At 43.8% G+C, this 25,918-nt stretch carries 19 protein-coding genes; 18 read left to right on the forward strand and 1 reads right to left on the reverse strand.

The window, feature by feature from the left end; all coding sequences use genetic code 11:
• Positions 1-34 precede the first annotated feature (34 nt).
• From VMX18_04365 to VMX18_04400, 8 genes are all read left to right on the forward strand, one after another.
• Positions 35-706, forward strand: coding sequence for a hypothetical protein (locus VMX18_04365; GenBank protein HUT22594.1), 672 nt, complete (start codon positions 35-37; stop codon positions 704-706).
• A gap of 38 nt (positions 707-744) precedes the next feature.
• The gene (locus VMX18_04370; GenBank protein HUT22595.1) at positions 745-936 is read left to right on the forward strand and encodes a hypothetical protein; all 192 of its coding nucleotides are present in this window, start codon (positions 745-747) and stop codon (positions 934-936) included.
• A gap of 224 nt (positions 937-1,160) precedes the next feature.
• Positions 1,161-2,150 (forward strand): virulence protein RhuM/Fic/DOC family protein, encoded by a 990-nt coding sequence (locus VMX18_04375; protein ID HUT22596.1) that lies wholly within the window; start codon positions 1,161-1,163, stop codon positions 2,148-2,150.
• Between the two features lie 395 nt (positions 2,151-2,545).
• Complete coding sequence (locus tag VMX18_04380; protein HUT22597.1) at positions 2,546-5,935, forward strand: DNA-directed RNA polymerase subunit beta; 3,390 nt, start codon at positions 2,546-2,548, stop codon at positions 5,933-5,935.
• A 33-nt stretch (positions 5,936-5,968) separates the two neighbouring features.
• Positions 5,969-9,856, forward strand: a complete 3,888-nt coding sequence (rpoC, locus tag VMX18_04385) for a DNA-directed RNA polymerase subunit beta' (GenBank protein HUT22598.1) — start codon at positions 5,969-5,971, stop codon at positions 9,854-9,856.
• Between the two features lie 69 nt (positions 9,857-9,925).
• Entirely contained in the window at positions 9,926-11,773 is a 1,848-nt protein-coding gene (gene ftsH / locus VMX18_04390) for an ATP-dependent zinc metalloprotease FtsH (GenBank protein HUT22599.1), read from the forward strand.
• 39 nt (positions 11,774-11,812) lie between these two features.
• Positions 11,813-12,610: a phosphodiester glycosidase family protein gene (locus VMX18_04395; protein HUT22600.1), complete on the forward strand. Its 798-nt coding sequence runs from the start codon at positions 11,813-11,815 to the stop codon at positions 12,608-12,610.
• A 115-nt stretch (positions 12,611-12,725) separates the two neighbouring features.
• On the forward strand, positions 12,726-13,802 hold the full coding sequence (locus tag VMX18_04400; protein HUT22601.1) for a hypothetical protein: 1,077 nt from the start codon (positions 12,726-12,728) through the stop codon (positions 13,800-13,802).
• Positions 13,803-13,965: 163 nt separating this feature from the next.
• Here the strand turns inward: VMX18_04400 and VMX18_04405 are convergent, their stop codons facing one another.
• Positions 13,966-15,102 (reverse strand): hypothetical protein, encoded by a 1,137-nt coding sequence (locus tag VMX18_04405; GenBank protein HUT22602.1) that lies wholly within the window; start codon positions 15,100-15,102, stop codon positions 13,966-13,968.
• Between the two features lie 309 nt (positions 15,103-15,411).
• Here VMX18_04405 and infB point away from each other — a divergent pair, with 309 nt between their 5' ends.
• The 10 genes from infB to leuS all read left to right on the forward strand — a co-directional run bounded on the left by infB (position 15,412) and on the right by leuS (position 25,872).
• Entirely contained in the window at positions 15,412-17,394 is a 1,983-nt protein-coding gene (infB, locus tag VMX18_04410; GenBank protein HUT22603.1) for a translation initiation factor IF-2, read from the forward strand.
• 245 nt (positions 17,395-17,639) lie between these two features.
• Positions 17,640-17,963 (forward strand): thioredoxin, encoded by a 324-nt coding sequence (trxA, locus tag VMX18_04415; GenBank protein ID HUT22604.1) that lies wholly within the window; start codon positions 17,640-17,642, stop codon positions 17,961-17,963.
• 3 nt (positions 17,964-17,966) lie between these two features.
• Complete coding sequence (trxB, locus tag VMX18_04420) at positions 17,967-18,947, forward strand: thioredoxin-disulfide reductase (protein HUT22605.1); 981 nt, start codon at positions 17,967-17,969, stop codon at positions 18,945-18,947.
• Positions 18,948-19,010: 63 nt separating this feature from the next.
• Positions 19,011-19,565 carry a hypothetical protein gene (locus VMX18_04425; protein HUT22606.1) on the forward strand — a complete coding sequence of 185 codons (555 nt, stop codon included), beginning with the start codon at positions 19,011-19,013 and terminating at the stop codon, positions 19,563-19,565.
• Positions 19,566-19,762: 197 nt separating this feature from the next.
• Positions 19,763-20,173 carry a hypothetical protein gene (locus VMX18_04430; protein ID HUT22607.1) on the forward strand — a complete coding sequence of 137 codons (411 nt, stop codon included), beginning with the start codon at positions 19,763-19,765 and terminating at the stop codon, positions 20,171-20,173.
• A 137-nt stretch (positions 20,174-20,310) separates the two neighbouring features.
• Positions 20,311-21,546 carry a Glu/Leu/Phe/Val dehydrogenase gene (locus VMX18_04435; protein HUT22608.1) on the forward strand — a complete coding sequence of 412 codons (1,236 nt, stop codon included), beginning with the start codon at positions 20,311-20,313 and terminating at the stop codon, positions 21,544-21,546.
• Between the two features lie 191 nt (positions 21,547-21,737).
• Positions 21,738-22,355 (forward strand): ribonuclease HII, encoded by a 618-nt coding sequence (locus VMX18_04440; GenBank protein HUT22609.1) that lies wholly within the window; start codon positions 21,738-21,740, stop codon positions 22,353-22,355.
• Positions 22,355-22,867, forward strand: a complete 513-nt coding sequence (locus VMX18_04445) for a hypothetical protein (protein ID HUT22610.1) — start codon at positions 22,355-22,357, stop codon at positions 22,865-22,867. Before VMX18_04440 ends, VMX18_04445 begins: the two co-directional genes overlap by 1 nt.
• A 147-nt stretch (positions 22,868-23,014) precedes the next feature.
• Complete coding sequence (locus tag VMX18_04450) at positions 23,015-23,398, forward strand: GxxExxY protein (protein ID HUT22611.1); 384 nt, start codon at positions 23,015-23,017, stop codon at positions 23,396-23,398.
• A gap of 71 nt (positions 23,399-23,469) precedes the next feature.
• Entirely contained in the window at positions 23,470-25,872 is a 2,403-nt protein-coding gene (gene leuS, locus VMX18_04455; protein HUT22612.1) for a leucine--tRNA ligase, read from the forward strand.
• The last annotated feature ends 46 nt before the right edge of the window (positions 25,873-25,918 follow it).

The raw sequence follows: 25,918 nt of genomic DNA on the forward strand, positions 1-25,918 counted from the left end.
CTAATATCTTCGCTATAAATAACAAAATAATAATATGGAAAAACAAATTTTACAATATGAGGACGACTTGAAAAGACATTTTCAAGAACAACTAAATTTTTTGGAAAAATCGGCCACTGAATTTGATAATGGCGATGAATCAGAAGCAAAGCGAATGGCAACACATCTACGTACATTACTTCATAATACTGTAAAATCTACATCGCTTTTGCAGCATTTGAATTTATTACATACAAAATTTTTTGATTCCTCATTCAATTATGATCCTGGAATTACTTCTTTTTGCAGTTTAATTGTTATTGATGTTACTAATTTAAAATACCAACCATTTTTAGATGACTCCTCTGAGAGTAATAAGAATATATCAATAGATTTTGAAAATTGGTGGAGTAAAAATCCTGTTTTTATTGATTTAAATAAAAATGAATTTACACGAAAGGATATAATTTTATTTTTAACCAACAAAGATGGGGGCGCTCATGTGGATACTATGGCAGAAGAAAAATTTGTTAAATTCTCTCGCCAAAATTCTATCGGATGGAATTTCGTTAAAAATGGAAATGAGATTAAGGTTAGGGGAGCTGACATAGCCGCCATAAGACAAATAACCCATGAGGTTTTGAAAACTTTCATCCATAATTATACAAAAACAAGGGATGTCCATGGAGTTGAATTTGCATCTATATCAATAGAGGAAGTTGAATAATAATTAAAATTGTATTGATTATAAAAAAGGTAAATTTTATGAATAAGTATTATACATGTATCATTTGCGGCTCATTAGTTTTTTTTGTTGCACAACAAGTTGCATTTATGTGTGAGGAATGTTTTTTAGAAAAACATGTACATTTGCCAGAACAATATTACGCAACGAATTTTTATAACCTGCAAACAGCTGGACTATCTGCGACGTTATCGGCAAATATTGACAGGTAAATCATTCAAGGAGATGCACAATATTTTTGTTATTTATCGCCTAAAATGGTCGGTTTGAATCCTATGTATTAGTTTGCACTAGCTAAAAAACCTCAATGTTTGCCGCCAAAAACATCCACCCCGCCCCGCGCGGGAGATTTTTTTAAAATGCCGGCCGCGATTATTTATTTGACACATTCCCCAAAATCACGAAAAATGGAAGTATTGGCCGGTTAAAATTATTTATGAAACAAAAAAATCATTCAAAGGGCGAAATAATGATTTATACAACCTCGAAAAACGAGGTGGAGTTGAAGGTTCATTTTAAAAATGAATCTGTTTGGCTTGGACAAAGTGAAATTGCGTTGCTGTTTGGCAGAGAACGATCGGTTATCACCAAGCATATCAATAAGATTTTTTCTGATAAAGAAGTTGATAAAGCAAGCAATGTGCAAAAAATGCACATTGCAAATTCTGATAAACCCGTGGAATTTTACAGCCTAGATGTAATTTTAGCCGTGGGTTACCGCGCGAATTCACCCCGCGCCATCCATTTTCGCCATTGGGCCACGAAAATCTTGAAACAATATTTAATCAAGGGTTACGCCATAAACGAAAAACGTCTGCTGGAAGCTCAAAATAAATTCAAAGAACTTCAAGAAACGGTTTTATTTTTGCAAAAACATTCAAAAAAGGAATTGTTGAAAGGACAAGAAGCGGAAATTTTAAATTTACTTGCCGATTACTCAAAAACACTTTCATTGCTTGGACAATACGATAACGGAAAACTGGCGGAAAAGAAAGGCAAAAGGACGAAATTTATTCTGCGATACAACGATTGCTCCAATATAGCGGTTAAACTTAAAGACGGACTTATCGCCAAAAAAGAGGCCGGCGACTTGTTCGGGCATGAACGGGGAGGAAGCTTTGAAGGTATTATCTCCGGGTTGTATCAGTCTTTCGCGAGAAAGGAGCTGTATCCCGCGATTGAAGACAAAGCGTCTCATTTGCTTTACTTAATGATCAAAGACCATCCCTTTTTTGACGGCAATAAAAGAATCGCTTCGTTTTTATTTGTTTATTTTCTGGACAGGTCAAATTATCTTTTCAAAAAATCCGGCGAGCGAAAAATCAATGACAACGCGTTGACGGCGCTGGCGCTGCTTATTGCCGAAAGCGCTCCAAAAGATAAAGAGACAATGATTAAAATTATTAAAAATTTAATTGGCGAATAATTATATATAATATGCCTCTTTTCTCCCGCCTCCGCGCGGGAGTTTTTTTTGTTATTTACCGCCTAAAATGCTCGATTTGAATCCAAAGTATTAGTTTGCATTAGCTAAAAAACCTCAATACCTCCCGCCAAAAACATTTGTCAAATTTTTTGTGGATAAGGTGGGAGTTGGCGATCGGAGGAGGGCGGAAATTAGTCTAAATTTAGCTAAATGCAGTGGCCTGCGCCTTGCCCTTGACAATACCCGCGGGGATTGATATTATATGAATACGTTTAAACCCGCCTGGAGCCTTATTTTAGGCAAAAAAGTAATCTTATTATGGCGGAGAGCCACTCATATACAACAATTAAATTTTAAATTAACAAACTCGTTCCATGGGGAAGGGGAATATTTTTATGTCTAAAAAACTAAATACCATGTCAGGCCGAAAGTTCTTCACCGCTCCTTACAGGTATGAAATGCCGGATTTGATTGACATTCAGAAAAATTCTTACAACTGGTTTGTTCGAGAAGGACTCAAAGAGTTGTTCGGCGAATTGTCTCCCATCCAAGATGTTTCCGGCAAACAGCTTGAACTTTCCTTTGAAGATTATTATTTGGACGAGCCCAAGTTCGACGAGACCACCAGCAGAGATAAAAATATCACCTATGAAGCGCCGTTGAGAGTTAAGGTCAAACTGGAAAATAAAAAGAACGGCACCAAAGAAGATCAGGAAATATTTTTGGGCGATTTTCCGATGATGACCGATCGAGGAACTTTCGTCATCAATGGAATTGAGCGCGCCATAGTTTCGCAGATTATCAGATCATCGGGCGTGTTTTTTACTTCCAATTTTCTGCGCGAAAAAAATAAAACATTTTACGGAGCGAAAATAATTCCGAACAGAGGCGCTTGGCTGGAATTCGAGACTGACACCAATAACGTGATTTGGGTCAAGATCGATCGAAAGAGAAAAGTGGCGGCCACGGCATTGCTTCGAGCTTTCGGCGTGGGGACCGATCAAGAGATTTTGAATTTGACCAAAGACGTCGAAACTCATCCTGATATCAATTACACCCAATCGACGATCGACAAAGACGCGTCTCGAACGATCGAAGAAGGCTTGATCGAAGTTTATAAAAGAATAAGGCCGGGCGATCTGGCCACTGCCGATAACGCCAAGTCGCTTATCTACGCCATGTTTTTCAATTTCAGCAGATATGATTTCGGCAAAGTCGGTCGATATAAATTAAATCAAAGATTCAACGAGCAATTGGAAAACATTGATGTCAATAGAATTTTGCGCATCGAAGACGTGGCTAACGTGATTAAAGAAATCATCAGATTGAATGTTACCCAGCAAGAAGCCGATGATATCGATCATTTGGGCAATCGAAGAATCAGGGCCATTGGCGAATTGATTCAAAATAAATTCAGAATAGGTTTGGCTCGCATGGAAAGAATCGTCAAAGACAGAATGACCACCATGGATCCGACCATTATGACCCCGGCGAAATTAATCAACGCGCGGCCGGTCATCGGCGTGGTCAAGGAATTTTTCATGTCTTCGCAATTGTCGCAATTCATGGATCAGACCAATCCCTTGTCCGAGCTGGAGCATAAGAGAAGAATCTCGGCCATGGGACCGGGCGGACTCTCTCGAGAACGCGCGGGCTTTGAAGTTCGCGACGTTCACACCACTCACTATGGCAGAATCTGTCCGATCGCCACGCCTGAAGGTCCGAACATCGGACTGGTGGGCCATTTGGCCAGCTATGCCAAGGTTAATGAATACGGATTTATTGAAACGCCGTTTTTTAAAGTTGAACATATTATAAAGAAGGATTTGAAAGACCCGGAAACCAAAGCCGTATTATTCAAAAAAGGACAGTCCGTGCTGGGCGCGGAATTGGAAAAAATAAGTTTGGATCCGGATGAAATTCTGGAAAAAGTGGAAAGCAGATTAAGCGATGAAGTCATTTACTTGAACGCTTTGAAGGAAGAAAAAGCCATTACCACTTCGGCCACCATACCGGTCGATGACAAAGGCGTGTTTTTGAAAAAAAGAGCGAATGTCCGAAAATACGGACATCCGGAAGTGTCATATACTTACTTAATAGATTACGTGGACGTGGCGCCCAATCAGATCGTCAGCGTGGCCACCTCATTGATTCCTTTCTTGGAACACGATGACGCGGTGCGCGCTTTGATGGGCACGAACATGCAACGTCAAGCGGTGCCCACGGTGGTGCCGCAGTCTCCGGTGGTTGGCACGGGAGTCGAAGAAAAAGCCGCTCGCGATTCCGGCCATTTGGCCATTGCCGAAAAAGACGGCACAGTCGTGGGTCTCGATTCATCGAAAATAGAAGTTTTGGAAAAGGACGGCAACATCAGACTTTATCGATTGAAAAAATTCGTCTGTTCCAACGCTTCGACTTCAATCAATCAGCGCCCCATCATCAATATCGACGACAAGGTTAAGAAAGGACAAATCATGGCTGACGGACCGTCAACGGAAAACGGTGAATTGGCGCTGGGTCAAAACGTCTTGATCGCTTACATGGCCTGGGAAGGCAACAATTACGAAGACGCCATGATCATTTCGGAAAAATTGGTTCACTTCGATAGATTTTCTTCCGTTCATATCGACAATCATATTATTGATATTCGAGACACCAAGCTCGGACCCGAACAGGTCACCTCGGATATTCCCAATATCAGCGAAGACAAATTAATGAATCTTGACGCCGAAGGCATCGTGCGCGTGGGCGCGGTGGTTTCTTCCGGCGACATTTTGGTCGGAAAAATCACGCCCAAAGGCGAAACCGAATTATCGGCCGAGGAAAAATTGCTGAAAGCCATTTTCGGAGAAAAGGCCAGAGACGTGCGCGACACCTCGCTTCGTTTGGAGCATGGCGAGCACGGCAAAGTGGTGGACGTGAAAATATTTTCTCAGGAAAACGGCGACAAACTGTCTCCGGGAGTACTCAAATCCATTCAGGTTTCCATTGCCAATTTGAGAAAAATTCAGGTCGGCGATAAATTGGCCGGCCGTCACGGCAACAAAGGCGTCATTTCCAAAATCGTGCCCGTGGAAGACATGCCGTTTAGCGAAGACGGCACGACAATTGACGTTATCTTGACGCCGCTGGGCATTTGCTCCCGTATGAACTTGGGGCAGGTTTTGGAAACCCATTTGGGATTGGCCGCGCAAAAGCTCGGTTATAAAGTGGCCACGCCCGTGTTCAACGGCATTACGGAAAAAACCATCAAAGAAGAATTGGTCAAAGCCGGTTATCCGGAAAGCGGCCAATTGACTTTATATAACGGCAAAACCGGCGAAGCGTTCGAGCATCAGGTGACGATCGGCATCAATTACATTTTGAAATTGAATCACATGGTGGAAGACAAGATTCACCAAAGATCAATCGGCCCTTACTCGCTGATCACTCAGCAGCCGCTCGGAGGCAAAGCGCAATTCGGCGGACAAAGATTCGGAGAAATGGAAGTCTGGGCGCTCGAAGCTTATGGCGCGGCGCACACTTTGCAGGAAATTTTGACCATTAAATCCGATGACGTTGTGGGCAGAGCCAAAGCTTACGAATCAATTATCAAGGGAGAGCCGATTAAGCGGCTGAACGTGCCCGAATCCTTCAATGTCTTGGTCAGAGAATTGAAAGGCCTGTGCTTGGATGTCGAATTGCTCAAAGACGGAAAATCCATCGACTTGGAAAAGGAAGAAGAGTTTAGGGACAGAAGCGAGAGGCATCAACAAGTCGAGACCGCCAAAGAGCCGGTCGAGTAATTTAATCTTCATTTAATAATTACTTCTATATTTATGAGCGAAGCATTAAAAATAAGAGACTTTGATTCCATAAAGTTGAAGCTCGCCTCTCCGGAAGAAATCAAATCATGGTCTCACGGCGAAGTGACTCGGCCGGAAACCATCAATTACCGAACGCAAAAACCGGAAAAGGACGGCTTGTTTTGCGAAAAGATTTTTGGTCCCAGTAAAGATTGGGAATGCTATTGCGGCAAATATAAAAAAATCCGTTATCGCGGCATTGTTTGCGACAAGTGCGGGGTGGAAGTGACTCGCTCGATTGTCCGCCGAGAAAGAATGGGGCATGTTGAATTGGCCACGCCGGTCACTCATATTTGGTTTTTGCGCGGTGTGCCGTCAAAAGTCGGTTTACTGCTGGATATGTCCATTCAGAAATTGGAAAAGGTGGTTTATTTCGCCAACTTCATTGTCATTGACGTTGATGAAGAAGGCAAAAAAGAAGAAATAGAAAATTTGAAAAAAGAATACAAATCAAGGAAAAAAGGCATTGACGGACAATTCAGCCAGCAAGTCAACGCGGCCAAAAACTCCGCTCAATTAAACGACAAAGAGAAAAAGAAGAAGTTGATTGAACTCAACAAATGGAAAGAAAAAGAATTGGAAGATTTGGAAAGCAATTTCGAGCAAACACAGAAAGAATTGAAAGATTTGGTGCCTTTGCAAATACTGGCTGAAAGCATGTATCAGGATTTGTCTTTGAAATACGGCCACATTTTCGACGCCGGCATTGGCGCCGAGGCCGTCAGAAAGTTATTGCTCAAGGTGGATCTCGATCAGCTGATCAAAAAGCTGGATTCCGAAATTAAAAAAGAAAAAGCGACCAAACAGAAAAAATCGATCAATCGCGTCAAGCTTTTGAAGAGTTTGCGCCGCAATAAAATTCAACCCGAATGGATGGTTCTGACCGCGGTGCCGATCATTCCTCCGGATTTGCGTCCCATGGTGCCGCTCGATGGCGGACGTTTCGCCACCTCCGATTTGAACGACTTGTACCGTCGAGTGATCAGCAGAAACAATCGTTTGAAACGTTTGCTGGAACTGCGCGCGCCGGAAGTTATTTGTCGCAATGAAAAAAGAATGTTGCAAGAAGCCGTGGACGCTTTGATAGACAATTCCGCCAGAAAAACAAAAACCACCACCGCTTCCACCGGCCAGAAAAGAAGTTTGAAATCCATTGCCGATTATTTGAAAGGCAAACAAGGCCGATTCAGGCAAAATCTTTTGGGTAAAAGAATCGACTATTCCGGCCGAAGCGTTATTGTGGTCGGGCCGAATTTGAAACTTCATCAATGCGGTCTGCCGAAGAAAATGGCCTTGGAATTGTTTAAGCCGTTTATCATTTCCAGATTAATCAAACAAGAATACGTTCATAATATCAGAAGCGCCAATCGCTTCATCGAAGCCGATCGTCCCGAAGTCTGGGATATTTTGGAAGAAGTTGTCTCGGGCGCGCACGTGCTTTTGAACAGAGCGCCGACCTTGCACAGATTGGGCATTCAGGCGTTCCAACCGGTTTTGATCGAGGGCAAGGCCATTAAACTGCATCCGCTCGTTTGTTCCGCTTTTAACGCGGACTTTGACGGCGACCAAATGGCCGTGCATGTGCCTCTGACCGAAGAAGCCAAAAAAGAAGCCAGGGAAAGAATGTTGTCAACGCGCAATCTTTTAAAGCCGGCCACGGGTTTGCCGGTGGCGGTGCCCGCCATGGACATGATCTGGGGCTGTTATTACCTCACGTCTTTTAAAGACAATGATCATCCGAAAGCTTTCTGCGACACCAAGGAAGCCAAGATCGCGCATGCCTTGGGCAAAATAGGGCTGCAAGATAAAATTCTGGTCAAGGTCAAAAGCTCGGCTGATTTGGCGGTTAAAATCAAGAATGAAGAAGTGACTGAGACCACGGTGGGCAGAGTCATTTTCAACGAAATTTTGCCGGACGGATTGCCGTATTATAATGAATTGATCGATAAGAAAAAGTTGGGACAAATTGTCAGCTTGACTTTGGATATTTACGGCTTTGAGCTGACGGCCGAACTGCTGGATAAAATCAAGGAATTGGGTTTTGATCAATTGACGAAATCAGGATATTCCTGGGGCATGGACGATTTGCCGGATCTTATCGGTAAAAAAGAATTGATTACCGAAGGCAACGGCCGAGTCGATGAAGTGCAAATGCAATTTGAAACCGGTCTTTTGACTGAAGATGAAAGATACAGCAAAGTCATTGAGATTTGGACTGACATCAAAGAGAAAGTGGTCAAACTCAGCCAAAACAGTTTGAATCCCGACGGCCCGGTTTATACCATGATCACTTCAGGTTCCAGAGGTTCCTGGGGGCAATTGACTCAAATGATGGGCATGAAGGGTTTGGTGACCAATCCATCCGGTCAGATTATCGAATTGCCGGTCAAAGCCAATTTTAAAGAAGGGTTTACCGTTCTCGAATATTATATTTCCACTCACGGCGCCAGAAAAGGTTTGTCCGATACGGCTCTGCGCACGGCCAATGCCGGTTATTTGACCAGAAGATTGGTGGACGTTTCCCAAGACGTGATCATCGTTTCCGATGATTGCGGCGATAAAGGCGGCGCTCTGTTCACCAAGGAAGAAAGCGATGTTATCGGCCAGAGTTTGGTTGCCAGAATTACGGGCAAATACATCATGGAAGATATCAAAGATCCCAAGACCGGAGAGGTCATAGTCAAAAAGGGCGAGGTCATTACTCATGACGTGGCCAGAGAATTGGAAAACATTGAATTGGACAAGGTGAAAGTGAGAACCGTGCTTAGTTGTAAATTGAGCAGAGGCTTGTGCCAAAAATGCTACGGCTATGATTTGGCTTATAACAAACCCGTGGATATGGGCACCGCTGTCGGCATTATCGCCGCTCAGAGCATCGGCGAGCCCGGCACTCAGCTGACCATGAGAACTTTCCATACCGGCGGCGTGGCCGGACAGGATATCACTCAAGGTTTGCCTCGAGTTGAAGAAATTTTCGAAGCGCGTCCGCCAAAGAAAAAAGCTTTGCTCAGCGAAGTGGACGGCGCGGTGACAATCATTGAAAAACCCAGAATCATTCAGGGTCCCAAAGGCGAAATCATCGCTCAGACCGCGTTCGGCGAAAGAGTGGTGAAAATTTCTTATCAAGATAAAGAAGTTGATACTTATAATTTCAAAGATCCGGCAGCCGTCGAACTGAAAGTCAAAGATGGCGACAAGGTCAGAGTGGGCGAAGTGCTTTTCTTGTCCGGCAAGAAAAAAGTCAAAGTGGTGCGAGACGGCAAGGTGGAACTCAAAGACAATAAAATCCTGATTTCGAATGAGATGGCCAAAGAAAAAGAATACATAATTCCGGCCGGCACCACCCTTTGGATCAAAGACGGGCAAGCGGTCAAAAAAGGAGATCAATTGACCGAAGGCAGCATCAATTTGGATGAATTGTACGCGCTCAAAGGCAAGCAAGCGGTGCAAGAATACATTTTGAACGAAATTCAATATATTTATTCTTCGCAAGGTCAAAGATTGAATGACAAACACGTTGAAGTCATTTCCAGGCAAATGTTCTCCAGGGGTTACGTCAAAGATCCGGGAGACACTTATTTGCTGGAAGGCGAGATCGTGGAAAAAGCGGAATTGGAAGAGGCGAATCAGCAGGTTAGAAAAGGCGGCAAACTGGCTGTCAGCGAGGAAATATTCTTGGGCATTTCCAAGGTTTCGTTGACCACCAAGAGCTTCTTATCCGCCGCGTCTTTCCAGGAAACGGCCAGAGTGCTGATCAACGCCGCGGTCACGGGCAAGGTTGACCGATTGGAAGGCTTGAAAGAAAACGTCATCATCGGCAGGTTGATTCCGGCCGGAACAGGTTACGTGAAAAAACCTTAGTGATTTCCGGCCGCTAATTCGCGGCCGGTTAAATTAATTCGAGCGGATAATTATTTTTAATTCGAACGTATGAAAAATAACATCGCCAAAAATATTATCATTTTCATCGTGGTGTTTTTCATTATCGCCGCCATCTTCAGTTTGTACAATATTTCCTCGCAAGAGGTGGAAAATATCGGGGTGTCTCAGCTCATTTCCGAAATAGACAGCGGTCAAGTGAAAACAATAGGCGTGGAAGGCGATAATATCAATATCGCTTTGCAAGACGGTCATTTGCAGAAGTTGATGAAAGAGCCGACCGAATCTTTCTCGGATATCGTCAATAACTACGCGATTGACCCGGCAAAATTATCGGGCATTGACATCCAAGTGGTTGAAGCGGAAGGCTGGGCTTTCTGGGCTTCGGCAATTTTGCCATATCTGCTGCCGTTTTTATTGATCGTGGCTTTTATTTGGTTCATGATGAGGCAGCTTCAGGGAGCGAACACCAAAGCCATGTCTTTCGGCCAAAGCCAGGCCAGAGAATTCAGCGCTCAAGGCAAAAACAAAATCACTTTCAAAGACGTGGCCGGAGTTATCGAAGCCAAAATCGAACTGGAGGAAGTGGTGGAATTTTTAAAGCATCCCAAAAAATTTCTTGATCTGGGAGCGAAGATTCCAAAAGGAGTTTTATTGATGGGCCCTCCGGGCACGGGCAAGACTTTGTTGGCCAGAGCAGTGGCCGGTGAAGCCAATGTGCCTTTCCTGAGCATTTCCGGATCGGAATTCGTGGAAATGTTCGTGGGCGTGGGAGCGTCGCGCGTTCGAGATTTATTTAAAAAAGCGAAAAAGAGCGCGCCGTGCATTATTTTCGTGGATGAAATCGACGCGGTGGGACGTCAGCGAGGCGCCGGACTGGGCGGTTCGCACGACGAGAGAGAGCAGACCTTAAATCAAATTTTGGTCGAGCTGGACGGCTTTGACGCCAATACCAATGTTATCGTGATGGCCGCCACCAATCGCCCGGATGTTTTGGATCCGGCTTTGCTTCGCCCGGGCAGATTTGACCGACGGGTCATTCTTGATTTGCCGGACATTAAAGACAGACAGGCTATTTTGAACGTTCATTCCACCGGCAAGCCGTTTGATAAAGATATCAATTTAAGAAAAATAGCGGAGAGAACTCCGGGCTTTTCAGGCGCTGACTTGGCCAACTTATTAAACGAAGCCGCGATTTTAACGGCGCGACGGGACAAATCCCAAATCGGCATGGATGAAGTCTTGGAAAGCATTGAAAAAGTGCTTTTGGGACCGGAAAGAAAAAGTCGGGTGCTCTCTGATGAAGAGAAAAATGTCACGGCTTATCATGAGGCCGGACACGCTGTCGTGGCGCATCTTTTGCCCGGCACTGACCCGGTGCAGAAGGTATCCATTATTTCCAGAGGTTCGGCGGCCGGTTATACTTTGAAATTGCCGACAGCGGATAAAAATCTTCATAAAAGATCGGAATTTATTTCGGACTTGGCCATTTTTTTGGCCGGGCACACGGCTGAGAAAATCATTTTCGGCGAGGTGACTACCGGAGCTTCGAATGATTTGCAAAAGGCCACCGAATTGGCGCACGACTTGATCACGCGATTCGGCATGAGCGATCATTTGGTGCCCAGAATTTACGGAGGAAAAGAAGAATTGGTTTTCTTGGGCAGAGATATCAGGGAGCAAAGAAATTACAGCGAAAAAGTGGCTGAATTGATTGATCATGAAATTGACGGTCTGATTTCTGCCGCCATCAAAAGCGCGGAGCGGATTATAAACGACCATAGAGATAAATTGGACAAACTGGTGGCGCATCTTATGGAAAAGGAAACGATCGAAAGAGAAGAATTCGAAAAATTGATGGGGCCAAAAGAAGCCGTTGAAAACAAACAAGACAAATAATAGAAAAAGGCCGCTGACTTGGCGGCCTTTTCAATTGACATGAAAAGAATCAAAGCCTTAATAATGATGCTGGCGCTATGCGTTGGCCTGGGCGCCTGCTCGGTTCAGGTGACTAACGAAGACGTTTCGACGGATTTTGACGCCAAGATAATCAAGACGGTCGAGTTCGAAGATTGGCGGGAAATCGAGCCCGGTTTGGCGATCAAACAATATTTGTTTGATGACAAAATCACCATGACCGCGCTGAAATATTTCGGCGACAATTTCGACTGGGCGATCGCGCAAGATGTTGAGTCGCCCAAAACCGTGGCTGATTGGCAAAAAGCGCTAAAGGCCAAGGTCGCGATCAACGGGGGCTATTTCGACGAAAACAACGGTTCTACCGGCTATTTGTTGATTGACGGCCAAGAATACGGGAGACCGAGCCGTGACGGGCAAAACGGCTATACGGGCATGCTGACCATAAAGGACGGTCGGCCGAGTTTGCGTTATTTGCCTGAAAATAATTACGCCGAAAACGAAAAATCGGATTTCGCCTTGCAGACTTTTCCCACGCTGATCAATAACGGCTCGAGCTTGATTGCCGTCGATAGTGGTAAAACCGCCAGACGACAGGTCTTGGCGCAAAACAAGAACGGAGAATTTTTCATCATCGCGGTCGAAGGTTTTGTCAGTCTGTATGAATTGGCCGATTGGCTGGCGAACTCGGAATTGGATTTGTCCATCGCTATCAATCTTGATGGCGGGCCTTCGGTCGGTTTGAGCGTTTATGTTGATGATTTCAATTATAATCTGGAATCGGCTTTCGTGCCCAACATTATTTTCGCGACAAATTGATTCGCTTGTTAATAACTATTTTTTTTAAAGCAAAACTTTTGATATAATAAAATTAACTTGACGTCAAGTTAATTTTAAAATTTGAATAAAAACAAAAAATTAAATAAAAATAAATATGCCATTGTACAGAATCATATTAAGGAGAGCTTGGCAGATCAGTTGGAAAAGAAAGTGGCTCTGGTTTTTGGGTTTTTTTGCCGCGTTTTTAAGCAATGAAACCATCTATGAATCGATTATTTCCGGTTTTAACAGTCGGTTTTCCGGCCAGAGTTTTTCATTATTGACCAAGAATTTTTTCGGCCAAGGAATCTTCGATATTTTTAATGTCAGCTTTTTGAAAACGTGGTGGACTTCCGGAGCGACCGGGTTTACTTATTTGTTGCTTTTGACCGTGGCCTTTGTTTCGCTTCTGTTGTTTTTCATTTTCATTTCGGTGATTTCCCAAGCCGGTTTGATCAAAGCGGCCATTGCCAGCGACGTTAAGCAGCCATACGGATTGAAACGAGCGCTCAGAGACGGTATTGATCATTTTTGGCCGGTGTTGGGCTTGAACATCGTGACCAAAGGGGCGTTGTTCGGGATTTTGGCCGTGATCGCTTACGGGGTTAGCTTGTTGATCAAGGTTTGCTCCATAAATGCCATAGATTATATCTTGACGGCATTGTTTGTTTTGATTCTGGTTTTCGGTTCGCTTTTAATTTATTATTTGACCATTTACGGCACCGCCTTTATCGTTTTGCGCGGAAAAAAGATTTTTTCCAGCATCAAGCTGTCTTGGAGTTTGTTTTTTAATAATTTTTTGATCAACTTGGAAATGGCTTTGATCCTGTTTTGCTCCGTGGTGATCTTGTCCATTCTTTTAATCGCCGCGCTGTTTATTTTAAGCGCGCCGTTGATACTTTTGACCTTGCTTCTCGGCGTGGCCGCGGCCGCCAAGGGAGTTATCGTCATTGCCGCGCTCTGGGTGGTTTTGGTGGTGTTGATGGTCTTTTTCTTCGGCTCATGGTATTCGACTTTTCAGATTTCTTGCTGGGCCATATTATTCGAGGAGCTGGCTTTGAAAAGAGGCAGATCGAAAATAGCCAGAATATTCGATTCAATGAAAAATTTGGTTAAAAAAACTCCGGCGAAGAAAAGAAAACCGGTTGTCAAACCTTTGGCCAGACGGACATATAATAGAAAGAAAAAATAAAATATTCAATAAAAAAAGGGCTTTGGCCCTTTTTTGTTTTTAAAAATCCTTGGAATTTTTTTATGGGAAAAAATGCGGAGAGCGGAAAGGCAAGCTTTCCGCTCTTTATGTCCTTTGTTTTTTCGACTGTGCTGTATACGACAGAGGAATTTAAATAACGGCATTATTTTTTTCGCCAGAGAGTGATTACTCGCTCAATATGCTGGCCGGGTCGAAAATACTCCCAGGTATTCAGGCGGTCAAATGAATTTTTAAGCTCAGCCGAGATATTGACGTTGAAAATTCTTTCTTTGGTTTTAATTTTGGGAAAAATAAAGACGATGAACGCGCCGGGCGCCAAAATATTATTCAATGAATCGAATGCTTTCAAATATAAATTTTTTAATTCCTTGATCATCAGGAGTATTTCACTTTCTTTTTCCTTGCCGTACAGCGGCTTGCCCAAAAAAGGCTCGGTAATCACGGCGTCCGGAATGAAGGGCAGATCCTTTTTGGTCGCGATTGAAGCGTCCAATCTTTCGATAATGATTTGGGAAGATATATTGAATTTCAGTTTCAACCAATCAATGTTTTTTTCGCACTTTTTCAAGGTCTCCGAATTGATGTCGCTGCCGATGATTTTTTTTACGCCGGACAAAGCCGCTTGTTGCAAGATCGTGCCGAAGCCGCAAAACGGATCCCAAATCGATTCAGGTTTGACCGGCAATAAATTGACGGCCATCTGCGCGACTTTCGGGGGCAACATGCCAATTTTGGCATCGAATTCCGGCCGGCCGAAATCAAGTCGGTTCCATCTTTCAAAATCTTGAACGGCCGCGGAGCGGCCGAGCAAGAAATCGGTTCCGTCAAAGAAAACACACAGCTCGACGCCGTCTTCAATCAGTTTGTTTTTGGCCACGCTGACCGATGACAAAGCGTTGCCCACGGCTCGCACAAAACGGCAAGGCCTGTTTTCTTTGATCAGTTTTTTGATTTCTATGCCGAGCTTATAAAGCTTCAGATATTTTCCCGTGTAATCGCTCAAGCCGAAAACCATTTTATTTTTTGATGATAAATCTTCTATCAAGACGGCGAGTTTGGCCGGCTCGAGCTTTTTTTCTCGGTCGATTATTTCACCGAATTTCACGCAGCCGCCCAAACTCTCGAAAAGCGGTCGGTCGATCTTTTTTTGAGACGACAAAATCAGCGTGTCATTTTTTTCTGAGACAAGTTCGGTTTTTATCGCAGCCTTGGCCAGAACGCTCGCCAGCTCGGCTTTTGAAATCGCCGGAGTTTTTCCAAAGATGAAGAAATATTCCATACTTTTTTCGATTATATAAAAGACTGCGCCATTGCCGTTGAGCACTTAAAATGTGTACCCAATACATTGAGCATTGAGTTGAGGAGAGAGATTTTAGGGCCTCTGCATGACGTTACATGCCTTGACCCAAACATTTTTAATGCTGTATTGGTGAATGACGCAGTCTTTTATGGGTGATTTCAGCTTTTATTCTAACATTATGAAAAAAGTCGCGCAAGTTGATGCCAAAAAAGGCATTGAAATGACCTTGGCGATTGATTGACAGAAACGTTGAAAATTGTTAAACTTATTTATGTTATTCAATAAAATATGAATGTAGCCGAATTGGCCAGAATATTAAAAGTGGGAACCAGAGATCTTTTGGAAACATTGCCGAAGCTTGGTTTTGATTTGGGCAAAAAGTCGATTAAAGTCAATGACAAAATGGCTCAGCAGATCATCGTGGCTTGGCGCGAATATGACAGAAAAATGCGGCAGGAAGAGCAATACCTCAAAGGCAAGGACAAGGACGCGGCCAAGGACGAGGAACCCAAGGGAGAAGTGGAAATTCCGCCGGTTTTAACGGTGCGTGATTTTTCTAAAATTTTGAATTTGCCGGTGACCGGTGTGATTTCGGAATTGATGAAAAACGGAGTCATGGCTTCGGTCAATCAAAGAATAGATTTCGATACGGCGGCCATCATGGCCGAAGAATTGGGCTACACTCCGATTTTAAAAGATGAGGATGCGGGAGTTGAATTGAATCAGGATCTGAAATTGAAAAATATTTTCGAAAAGGAAAAAGAATCGCTCGAAAGTCGGGCGCCCGTAATCGTGGTCATGGGACACGTTGACCACGGCAAAACCAAATTGCTCGACGCCATTCGCAAAACTCACGTGATGGAAGGCGAGGCCGGCGGCATCACTCAGCACATTGGCGCTTATCAGGTTAATAAAAAGGGCAGGCAAATCACTTTTATCGATACGCCCGGTCATGAGGCGTTTACAGCCATGAGATCGAGAGGCGCGAAAATAGCGGACATCGCCATTTTGGTGATCGCCGCGGATGACGGCATTAAACCGCAGACGGTTGAAGCCATAAAAATAGCTCAGGAAGCGGGTTTGACGATCGTGGTCGCCATAAATAAAATAGACAAGCCGGGCGCCAACGTTGAAAAAGTCAAACAGGATTTGACCAAATATAATCTTTTACCCGAAGAATGGGGCGGCAAAATTATTGTCGCGCCGGTTTCGGCCAAAAATAATATCGGCATTGATGAATTGCTCGACAAAATTTTGTTCGTGGCCGACTTGGAAGCGGATAAAATCAGAGCCAATCCGAGCGGTGAATTCGTGGGCAGTATCATTGAGTCGCATATCGATAAAAACATGGGACCCGTGGCCACGGTATTGATTAAAAACGGCACTTTGAAAAAAGGAGAAAATTTATCGATTGACGGAGCGTACTTCGGCAAAGTCAGAGCCATGAAAAATTATAACGGCAAAGATGCGGATTTGGCCGGTCCGTCCATGCCCGTTCAGATCGTTGGTTTCAAAGTCGCTCCCAAAGTCGGAGACATCGTGGAAGCGGTCATGGATTTGAAAAAATCGAAACGCAAAGCGGATTATTTCAAGTTGTCAAAGCAGGAAGAATTCGTGCACATGCCTTCGCAAGAAGAAGATGATTCAACTTCGAACGTCACCAAATTGAACGTGGTGATCAAAGCCGACGTACTGGGCTCGGAGGAAGCGGTTATCGAATCTTTGCAAAAAATTGAGAACAAGGAAATTAAAATAGATTTTGTTCAAAAAGGTTTGGGCAATATTACCGAGTCCGATGTGCTGGCCGCCGAGGCAAGCGGCGCCATGCTTTTGGGATTCAATGTCAGACCCACGGCCGAGGCTGAACTTTTGGCCAGAGACAAAGGCGTGGAAATTAAAATTTATAAAATTATTTACGAATTGATCGATGAGGTTAAAAATAAATTGAATGAAATTGTCAAACCTGAAATAGTCAGGGAAAATTTGGGCAAGATGGAAGTGTTGGCATTGTTCAAAAAGACGGATAAGGGCCAAATCGTCGGCGGCAAAGTGATTTCCGGCAAAATCGAAGCCGGCAGCTCAGCTGCCGTTTTCAGAAAAGATGAATTCGTCGGCTTGGGTAAAATTTCCCAGTTGCAGGCGGGTAAACAAGAGGTTGCGGACGTGCCGGCCGGCCAGGAAGCGGGTATTCAATTTGAAGGTCAAACTCCAATCGAGGTTGGCGATGTGCTGGATGTTTATCGGGAAATAGAGAAAAAGAAAGTTATTTAATTTCCTCCATAGCGGAAAGTTTACCTTTCCGCTTTTTTGTCCATTAAAAAAATTGAGAGCGGAGCGTTTTGCCTGGCAACAGGCGAGTTTTTCGTTGGATTTGAATTTTGTTTTGGTTTAGGTCATTTTATTCCCTAAACCAGCGGAAAGCTTGCCTTTCCGCTCTGTTCGCCTTATAGTCGGCACTTGCTCGCCAAGGCCGCTGTTTGCTATAATGAAATGGCTTTATTCATCACCTAAAATTTATGGAAAAACATTTTACTGACGTCAATTTCGAAGATGAAGTTTTGAAATACGAAGGCCCGGTTTTAGTCGATTTTTTCGCTGAATGGTGCGGCCCGTGCAAGATGCAAGGCCCGATAATCGATGAATTGGAACAAGAAATGGATGGCAAGGCCGTTAAAATAGGCAAAATGGACGTGGACGCCAATCCCAAAACCGCGGAAAAATACGGAATTATGAGCATTCCGACTTTGATGATTTTTGTGAACGGCGAAGTCAAAGAAACCATGAACGGAGTGCACAATAAAGAAGATTTAAAAGGTAAATTGCAGAGTTTGCTTAAATAAAATATGGAAAACGAACAATACGATGTCATAATAATCGGCGCGGGCGCGGCCGGTCTGACCGCGGCGATTTACGCGGGCAGAAGAGAGCTGAAAACCCTTGTTTTGACCAAAGACATCGGCGGCCAAGCCGCGATTACCGATGAGATTGAAAATTGGCCGGGAGAGATGTCCATTTTGGGCCCGGCGCTGATGGAGAAAATTAAAAACCAGGCTGAAAAATGGGGAGCTAAAATTGAATTTGACGAAGTTTCGAAAATAGAAAAAACCGGAGAATTTTTCACCGTTAAAACCGGCAGAGGAGAATTTTTAGGAACCGCGGTGATCCTGTGTTTTGGTTTGTCTCATCGGCGGCTGGGTATTCCCGGAGAAAAGGAGTTTGTCGGTAAGGGAGTGTCTTTTTGCGCCACCTGCGACGGCCCGCTTTTTCGAAACAAGACGGTGGCCATAGCCGGCGGCGGCAATTCCGCCTTGGACGCGGCCGAATATTTGGCCAGGTTGGCGGAGAAGGTTTACATTATCATCAGAAAGGACAGCTTCAGTGAGCGAGCGGAAACCGTCGCGGCTGACACAATCGCTGAATTGGAAAAACAAGGTAAAATCGAAATGAGATGGAATACGGACGTCAAAGAAATCAAGGGCGATAAAACGGTCAAATCAATCATGCTTGAAAATACCAAGAGCGGCCAAGTCGAAGAACTGCCGATCAATGGAATATTCGTGGAGGTCGGCATGATCCCGCAGACAAAGGCCATTGAAGGTTTGGTTGATTTGGACGAGCGCGGTCAGATTGTCATTGACCAAGCTTGCCAAACCAGCGCGCCCGGCATTTTCGCGGCCGGCGACGTCACCTGCAGTCCATACAAACAACTGGTTACTTCAGCGGGAGAAGGCGCCAAAGCGGCTTTGTCCGCTTACGCTTATTTGCGAAAGGCCAAAGGCGGACATGAGGGATCGTTGAGGGATTATAAGATGAAGAAAAAATAGAGGTCATGGAAATACGGATGATTACGAGTTATATGGCATTATAAAAACACCTAATTCACTATTATGAAAGCGACAATACTACTTATCACCATAATCTTCCTCTTAACCGGCTGTAGTCAGAATAATGAAAATGTCATGCAAGTGGATGAAACCCCCGATGTCCAAAGAGTCGTTTTGGATGAAACAAAGGCACCAAACACATACAATGACGAAGAATTAAATATTTCTTTTGAATTTCCATTAAATTGGGAAATATATACACAAGAAAACGAGGAACACACTGTTTATTTTGAGCCTGAGGGTGATTACAATAGAACTATAATCTTTGATTATCAATCCGAAAGTTTTGACGAATACGAGAGGAGGGGCAATGTCGGTAAACCACCAAAAGCAGAGGATTACACGGAAGACTACCTGGTAAACTTCACGGAGAAATTAGCAGAAGAGATGTATTTCGCAGACAACCCAAACTATCCAGCTAGAATGTATCAAGGATTCGAGTCAGTCAAATACATAATAAAAATTGATGAAAAACACGTCATGTTTCGTCGAGAATATTGGTTGAACCAACAGGAAGAACAAGATCTAGTAGAAATATTAAATTCCCTTTCTTTCTAGTAGTTTTTATAACACGATATAACAGCATATAACTGGCTCACTCTTGGTGCTGTTCTGACGAAAAATTGTAATACCAACGTTCGCGTAAATGCTTCGGCGGTGAGTCGCTGTCGCTCTATATTATACCGCCTCGCACTTCAGCTATACGCAAACGTCAGCTGAAATTGTGAAACATTTTATTCATTCACCAAACTCATATGAAAAAAACAGTAAGTCAATCATTGGTTTTTCTTTCCGGAGTAATCATCCTTGTTCTGGGAGGACTTAATATCCTGGCCTGGATTATTCTATTCAATGTAATTCAATCAATAAAAACACCCCCGCAATTCCTCATACCAATTTTAGAGGCCCTTATGGACGCATTAAAACATCCATTTCAAATAGTAATTTTATTACTAACCATGGTTTTAGGCATTGTTTTGGTGATAGCTTCAAAGAAAATGAAAAAGCCCGAAAAACTATTTCATTGGTCAGTGGCAGCACTAGTCATGGGATTAATCATACTTTTTGAGTTAAAAGGCGGGGGTATTTTCGGTGGAATCACTGCCGGCATATTAAGCAGCGCAGGTGGAATATTTGGTTTAATTGAATCAACAAAAAAGACGTAGAAATACACGGCTTCAAAAAACCGGGATAATTGATGGGAAGCGTGGATTAAAATATTAAATAAAAAATTAATTGAAAAGATTACAAATTTTATCTCGTACAATCCGTACGCAAAATCTTGTAAATCTTGTAACTAAATATGAACGCTTTTGAGAACGCCATGAAGCAGCTCGATAACGCCGCGCAAACGATAAATTTGGACAAAGATGTTCACGAAATGCTGAAAAGACCGCAAAAGACCATTGAGGTGAATTTGCCCGTGAGAATGGATGACAGTTCGTTGAAGTTTTTTGACGGTTATCGCGTGCAATACAATAATTGGCGCGGACCTTACAAAGGCGGCATCAGATATTTTCCACAGGTTGATTTGAATGAAGTGAAAGCTTTGTCTTTTTGGATGACCATAAAATGCGCGGTTTTGGACATACCATTTGGCGGCGGCAAAGGCGGCGTGACCGTTGACCCCAAGAAATTGTCAGAAAAAGAATTGGAAAGTTTAAGCCGAGCATATATAAGAGCGATTTATAATGACGTGGGTCCGGACAAAGACGTGCCCGCGCCCGATGTTTACACCACCCCGCAAATCATGGCTTGGATGACTGATGAATTTTCGAAAATAAAAGGCGAAGCGACTCCCGGTGTAATTACCGGAAAACCCATTGAAGCCGGCGGCTCGGCCGGACGCGACACGGCCACGGCTCAAGGCGGCTATTATCTCTTGAAGCATTTTATGGAAATGGAACAAAGAGAGCCGCAAAATCAGACCGTGGCCATTCAAGGCTTCGGCAATGCCGGTTCGGTCATGACTCAGTTATGCGAAAAAGACGGCTTAAAAGTGGTGGCGGTTTCCGACTCTCAAGGCGGAATTTTCAAAGCCGACGGCTTGGATATTTCAAAAGTCATTGAACATAAAGGGAAAAACGGTTCGGTCCAAAATTTCGAAGGCGCGCAAAATATTTCAAATGAAGAATTGCTTGAACTTGATGTCCAATTTTTAATTCCGGCCGCTTTGGAAAATCAAATCACCAAAGACAATGTCGATAGGATAAAAGCCAAAGCGATTTTGGAATTAGCCAACGGACCGATCGCGCCCGAGGCTGACGTGGCCTTATTCGAAAGAGGCATTAAGGTCATTCCCGATGTCCTGGCCAACGCCGGCGGAGTGACCGTTTCCTATTTCGAATGGTATCAGAACACGCATAATGAAAAATGGACGCGCGAAGAGGTTTTTGAAAAATTGAAACCGAAGATGATTGATAATTTCACGCAAGTTATCGAGCGATCGGAAAAATATCAAATTGATTATAGAAGAGCGGCGTTTGTTTTGGCGCTGGAGAGGCTGCAAGAATCCTGTAACATGAATCATGAAGCATAGTTACGAATTACAATTATCTAGTAGGCCGATTAATATATGTTACAAATTACATTCATCAATAGTTTTAAGCCTGAGAATCTTGTGATTCGTAACAATCGCTTGAAAGCTAAATAGTCGATTGTAATACGTAACAAATAACCTAAAAGCTAAATAGAATTTTGTAATTCGTAACAAATCACTAATTTCATTAAATGCATTACGAACTAATACTTCAAAAAAAAGGATATCACTTCATCGCCGGCATTGATGAAGCCGGACGAGGGGCCTGGGCGGGCCCCTTGTTTGTCGGCGCCGTGATTTTGCCGCTGGGCGAATTGAAAAAATTCAAAGGCGTCGGGGATTCGAAAAAATTGACCGCGGAAAAAAGAGAAATTTGCGCCAAAACAATAAAAAAATATTGCGTGGCCTGGGCGATCGGCAGGGTCGAGTCCGGTGAAATCGATTCATTGGGACTTCAAAACGCTCATTTGCTGGCGGTCGAAAGAGCGGTATTGGGGCTGGGCATCATGCCCGATTATGTGTTGGTTGACCGCATCGCCAAAGTGAAATTTCCCATGCCTTTTGAAAACGTGATTAAAGGCGATGATAAATTCATTTCCGTGGGCGCGGCTTCGATTATGGCCAAGGTGGAAAGAGACGCTGAAATGAGCGAGCTGGAAAATAAATATCCCAATTATCATTTTAAAGAGCATAAAGGTTATGGCACAGGAGAGCACATGGACGAAATAGCCAAATTCGGCTTGTGCGACCTTCATCGACGCTTGTTTTCCCCGATTAAGGAAATAGATAAAAAAATGCAGTTGTTTTAATGATTTGCTGTTGCTTGGACTTGACAAGAAACAAAACCGGTGTTAATATATCGACGTCATTTCACATCTCACAATTTGCGTGGAGGTGGCAGATGTCCGATGACAGAAAATTCGAGGAGGCTTTCCCGGGAAGCTATGGACACTCGCAGCTCGATGAGGAGATTCCGAGCCAAGGTTCGGATCCCGAGTCCATGCTGCTTCAGGGCGGCCGAGAGCTTCGCCTTGACATGATCGGTGATGAACTGGTCAGAAGGCTGACGCCGCGGGAGGAAAAGATCCTGCGCATGCGGTTCGGCATCGGCGAGGACGATGAGTCTCCGCTGAAGGACAAGGACATGTCGGAGGAAACTCGACGGCGCGTGGAATTGATCGAGCAGAAGTCGTTGAGGAATCCCCGCCATCCCTGCCAGAAGAATCAAGCCGAAGCTCGTCGCCGAGTGCTTGAGCTTTTGGCGAAATCCCGGCGCGATCTCCGCGCAGTTGTCGACATCGAAGAAGAAGCCGTGGGCTAGCAAGCACAGTTGTTAGCCTCTCAAGGACTCGAAATCGGGTCCTTTTAAAATTGTTTTAAGCCTTGAAAAAAAGGGTTGATTGGGATAGAATGTTAATGTTGGGTTACAAATTACAAATGAAGACGAATAACACAAATGGTTACAAATATGCCTAATGATAAGGTCATATATCCGGAATTGAGTTATCAAATAGTCGGAATTTTGTTCGACGTGCACAATGAGATTGGAGGCAAAGTGAGCGAGAAAGTTATTTCGCGGGCAATCGCGTCGGATTTGGATAACTGTCATCTCAAGTATGAAAAAGAAATACAGGTCCCCGTTTTCTACAAAGGAAAGCAGATTGGATATTATTTTCTTGATTTCTTAATAGAGGGGAAAATTGTGCTGGAAATAAAAAAGGGCTTTCGATTCGCAAATAAAGATTTTGATCAAATACATGATTATTTGCAGTCAACCGGTTTGAAATTGGGCATCTTGGCGATATTTTCGGACACAAAAGTAAAATTCAGAAGAATACTAAACGAGTATTAATTTTTATTAAACAATGAATACAAATTTGTATTCATTTGTAACATTTGTACGGATTTGTAATTTGTAACCTTATGAAAAAGTATAATCATCAAAAAATCGAAAAAAAATGGCAAGACTTATGGGAAGAAAAAGAGGTCTTTCAGGCTTTGGATTTTGATAAAACCGACAAGCCCAAATATTATTGTCTGATAGAATTTCCTTATCCGTCAGGCCAGGGACTTCACGTGGGTCATCCGAGAAGCTACACGGCCATGGATGTCATTGTCAGAAAGAAAAGAATGGAAGGCTATAATGTTTTATTTCCCATCGGCTGGGACGCTTTTGGTTTGCCCACGGAAAATTACGCCATCAAGACGGGCATTCATCCGAAGCTGGCCACCTCGCAAAACATTAAAAGATTCACTCAGCAAATCAAAAGTCTGGGCTTGAGTTTTGACTGGTCAAGGGAAATAAACACCACCGATCCCAAATATTACAAATGGACGCAGTGGATTTTTTTGAAACTTTACGAAAACGGTTTGGCTTATAAAAAGAAAATAGCCATCAATTGGTGCCCGTCATGCAAAATCGGTTTGGCCAATGAAGAAGTGATAGACAACAAATGCGAGCGTTGCGGCCATCAGGTGGAAAGACGAGACATGGAGCAATGGCTTTTGAAGATCACCGAATACGCCGATCGTTTGATTGAAGATTTGTCCACCGTGGATTATCCCGAGAGCGTCAGATCCGCGCAGATCAATTGGATCGGCAGGAGCTATGGCGCGGAAGTGGATTTTAAAATCAAAGATTCGGATAAGAAAATAACGGTGTTCACGACCAGGCCGGACACGCTTTTCGGCGCCACCTACGTGGTGCTTTCGCCGGAGCATGAATTGGTTTCAAAAATAACGGCCAAGGCTCAAAAAGCCAAGGTCGAAAAATACCAATTGGCGGCCAGAAAGAAATCCGATTTGGAAAGAACCGAAACCGGCAAGGAAAAGACGGGCGTTTTCACCGGCGCTTTTGCCATCAATCCGGTCAATGGAGAAGAATTGCCGATTTGGATCGCCGATTATGTTTTAGCCAATTACGGCACGGGCGCGATCATGGCCGTGCCGGCTCATGATGAGCGGGATTTTGAATTCGCGACCGCTTATAAATTGCCGATTGTGGAAGTGATTACAGGTGGAAATATAACCGAGCAAGCATACACGGGAGAGGGTGAATTAATCAATTCCGACTTTCTAAACGGTCTGACGGTCGAGGAAGCCAAAGACAAAATGATCGCTTGGTTGGAAAAAAACGAGGCCGGCAAGTACGCGGTCAATTATAAATTGAGAGATTGGGTTTTTTCGCGTCAACATTATTGGGGCGAGCCCATCCCGATCGTTTTTTGCAAAAAATGCGGGGAAGTGCCAATCCCGGAAAAAGATTTGCCCGTGGTTTTGCCCAAAGTCGATAATTACAAACCGACTGAGACCGGCGAGTCTCCCTTGGCGAATATTAAAGAATGGGTGAACGTCAAATGTCCGAAATGCGGCGGCCCAGCCAGAAGGGAAACTGACACCATGCCGAATTGGGCGGGCAGTTCCTGGTATTTTTTACGCTATTGCGATCCGAAAAACGATAAAGCTTTTGCCGATCCGGACAAATTGAAATATTGGCTGCCCGTTGATTTGTACAACGGCGGCATGGAGCACACCACTTTGCATTTGCTGTATTCTCGATTTTGGCACAAATTTTTATACGATATTGGCCAAGTGCCGACTGCAGAACCGTACGCGGCGCGTCGCTCGCACGGCATGATTTTGGGCGAAGACGGCCAGAAAATGTCCAAATCCAGGGGCAATGTCATTAATCCTGATGGAATTATCAAAGAATACGGAGCTGATGTTTTGCGCGTTTATGAAATGTTTATGGGGCCGTACGGCCAGGCCATTTCCTGGTCAACCAGCGGTCTTAACGGCGCGCGCCGATTTTTGGATCGGGTCTATAATTTCAAAGCGTTCAAAAACAACGGTCATGAAGATGATCCGAACACTTTGATGCTTTTGCATCAGACCATAAAAAAGGTCACCGAGGACATCGATAAAATGAGATTCAATACTTGCGTTTCCGCTCTGATGATTTTGCTCAATGATTTTGAAGAGAAAAAAGTCGTGTCCAAAGACACTTGGAAAAAATATCTGATTTTGCTCTCGCCGTTCGCCCCTCATCTGGCCGAAGAGCTGTGGAGTGAAATGGGTGAGAAAAGATCGATTTGTTCCGTGGCTTGGCCGGAGTATGACAAGGATAAGATCGTGGAAGAAAAAGTGAAAATCGTGGTTCAGATCAATGGCAAGCTTAAAGTGAGTTTTGAGGCCGAGGCCGGCATCTCCGAAGATGAGGCCAAGGAAGACGCTTTGGGATTGGAAAAGGTCAAGCAGGCGCTTAAAGATAAAAAAATAAAGAAAACGATTTTCGTTAAGGATAGGTTGATCAATTTCGTGGTTTGATTTTGAAATTTATTATTCAATAATTGAAAAACGGTTTTTAAAAAAC

This window comes from Candidatus Bipolaricaulota bacterium (assembly GCA_035528115.1).
Lineage (GTDB): Bacteria > Patescibacteriota > Patescibacteriia > UBA11705 > DATKZF01 > DATKZF01.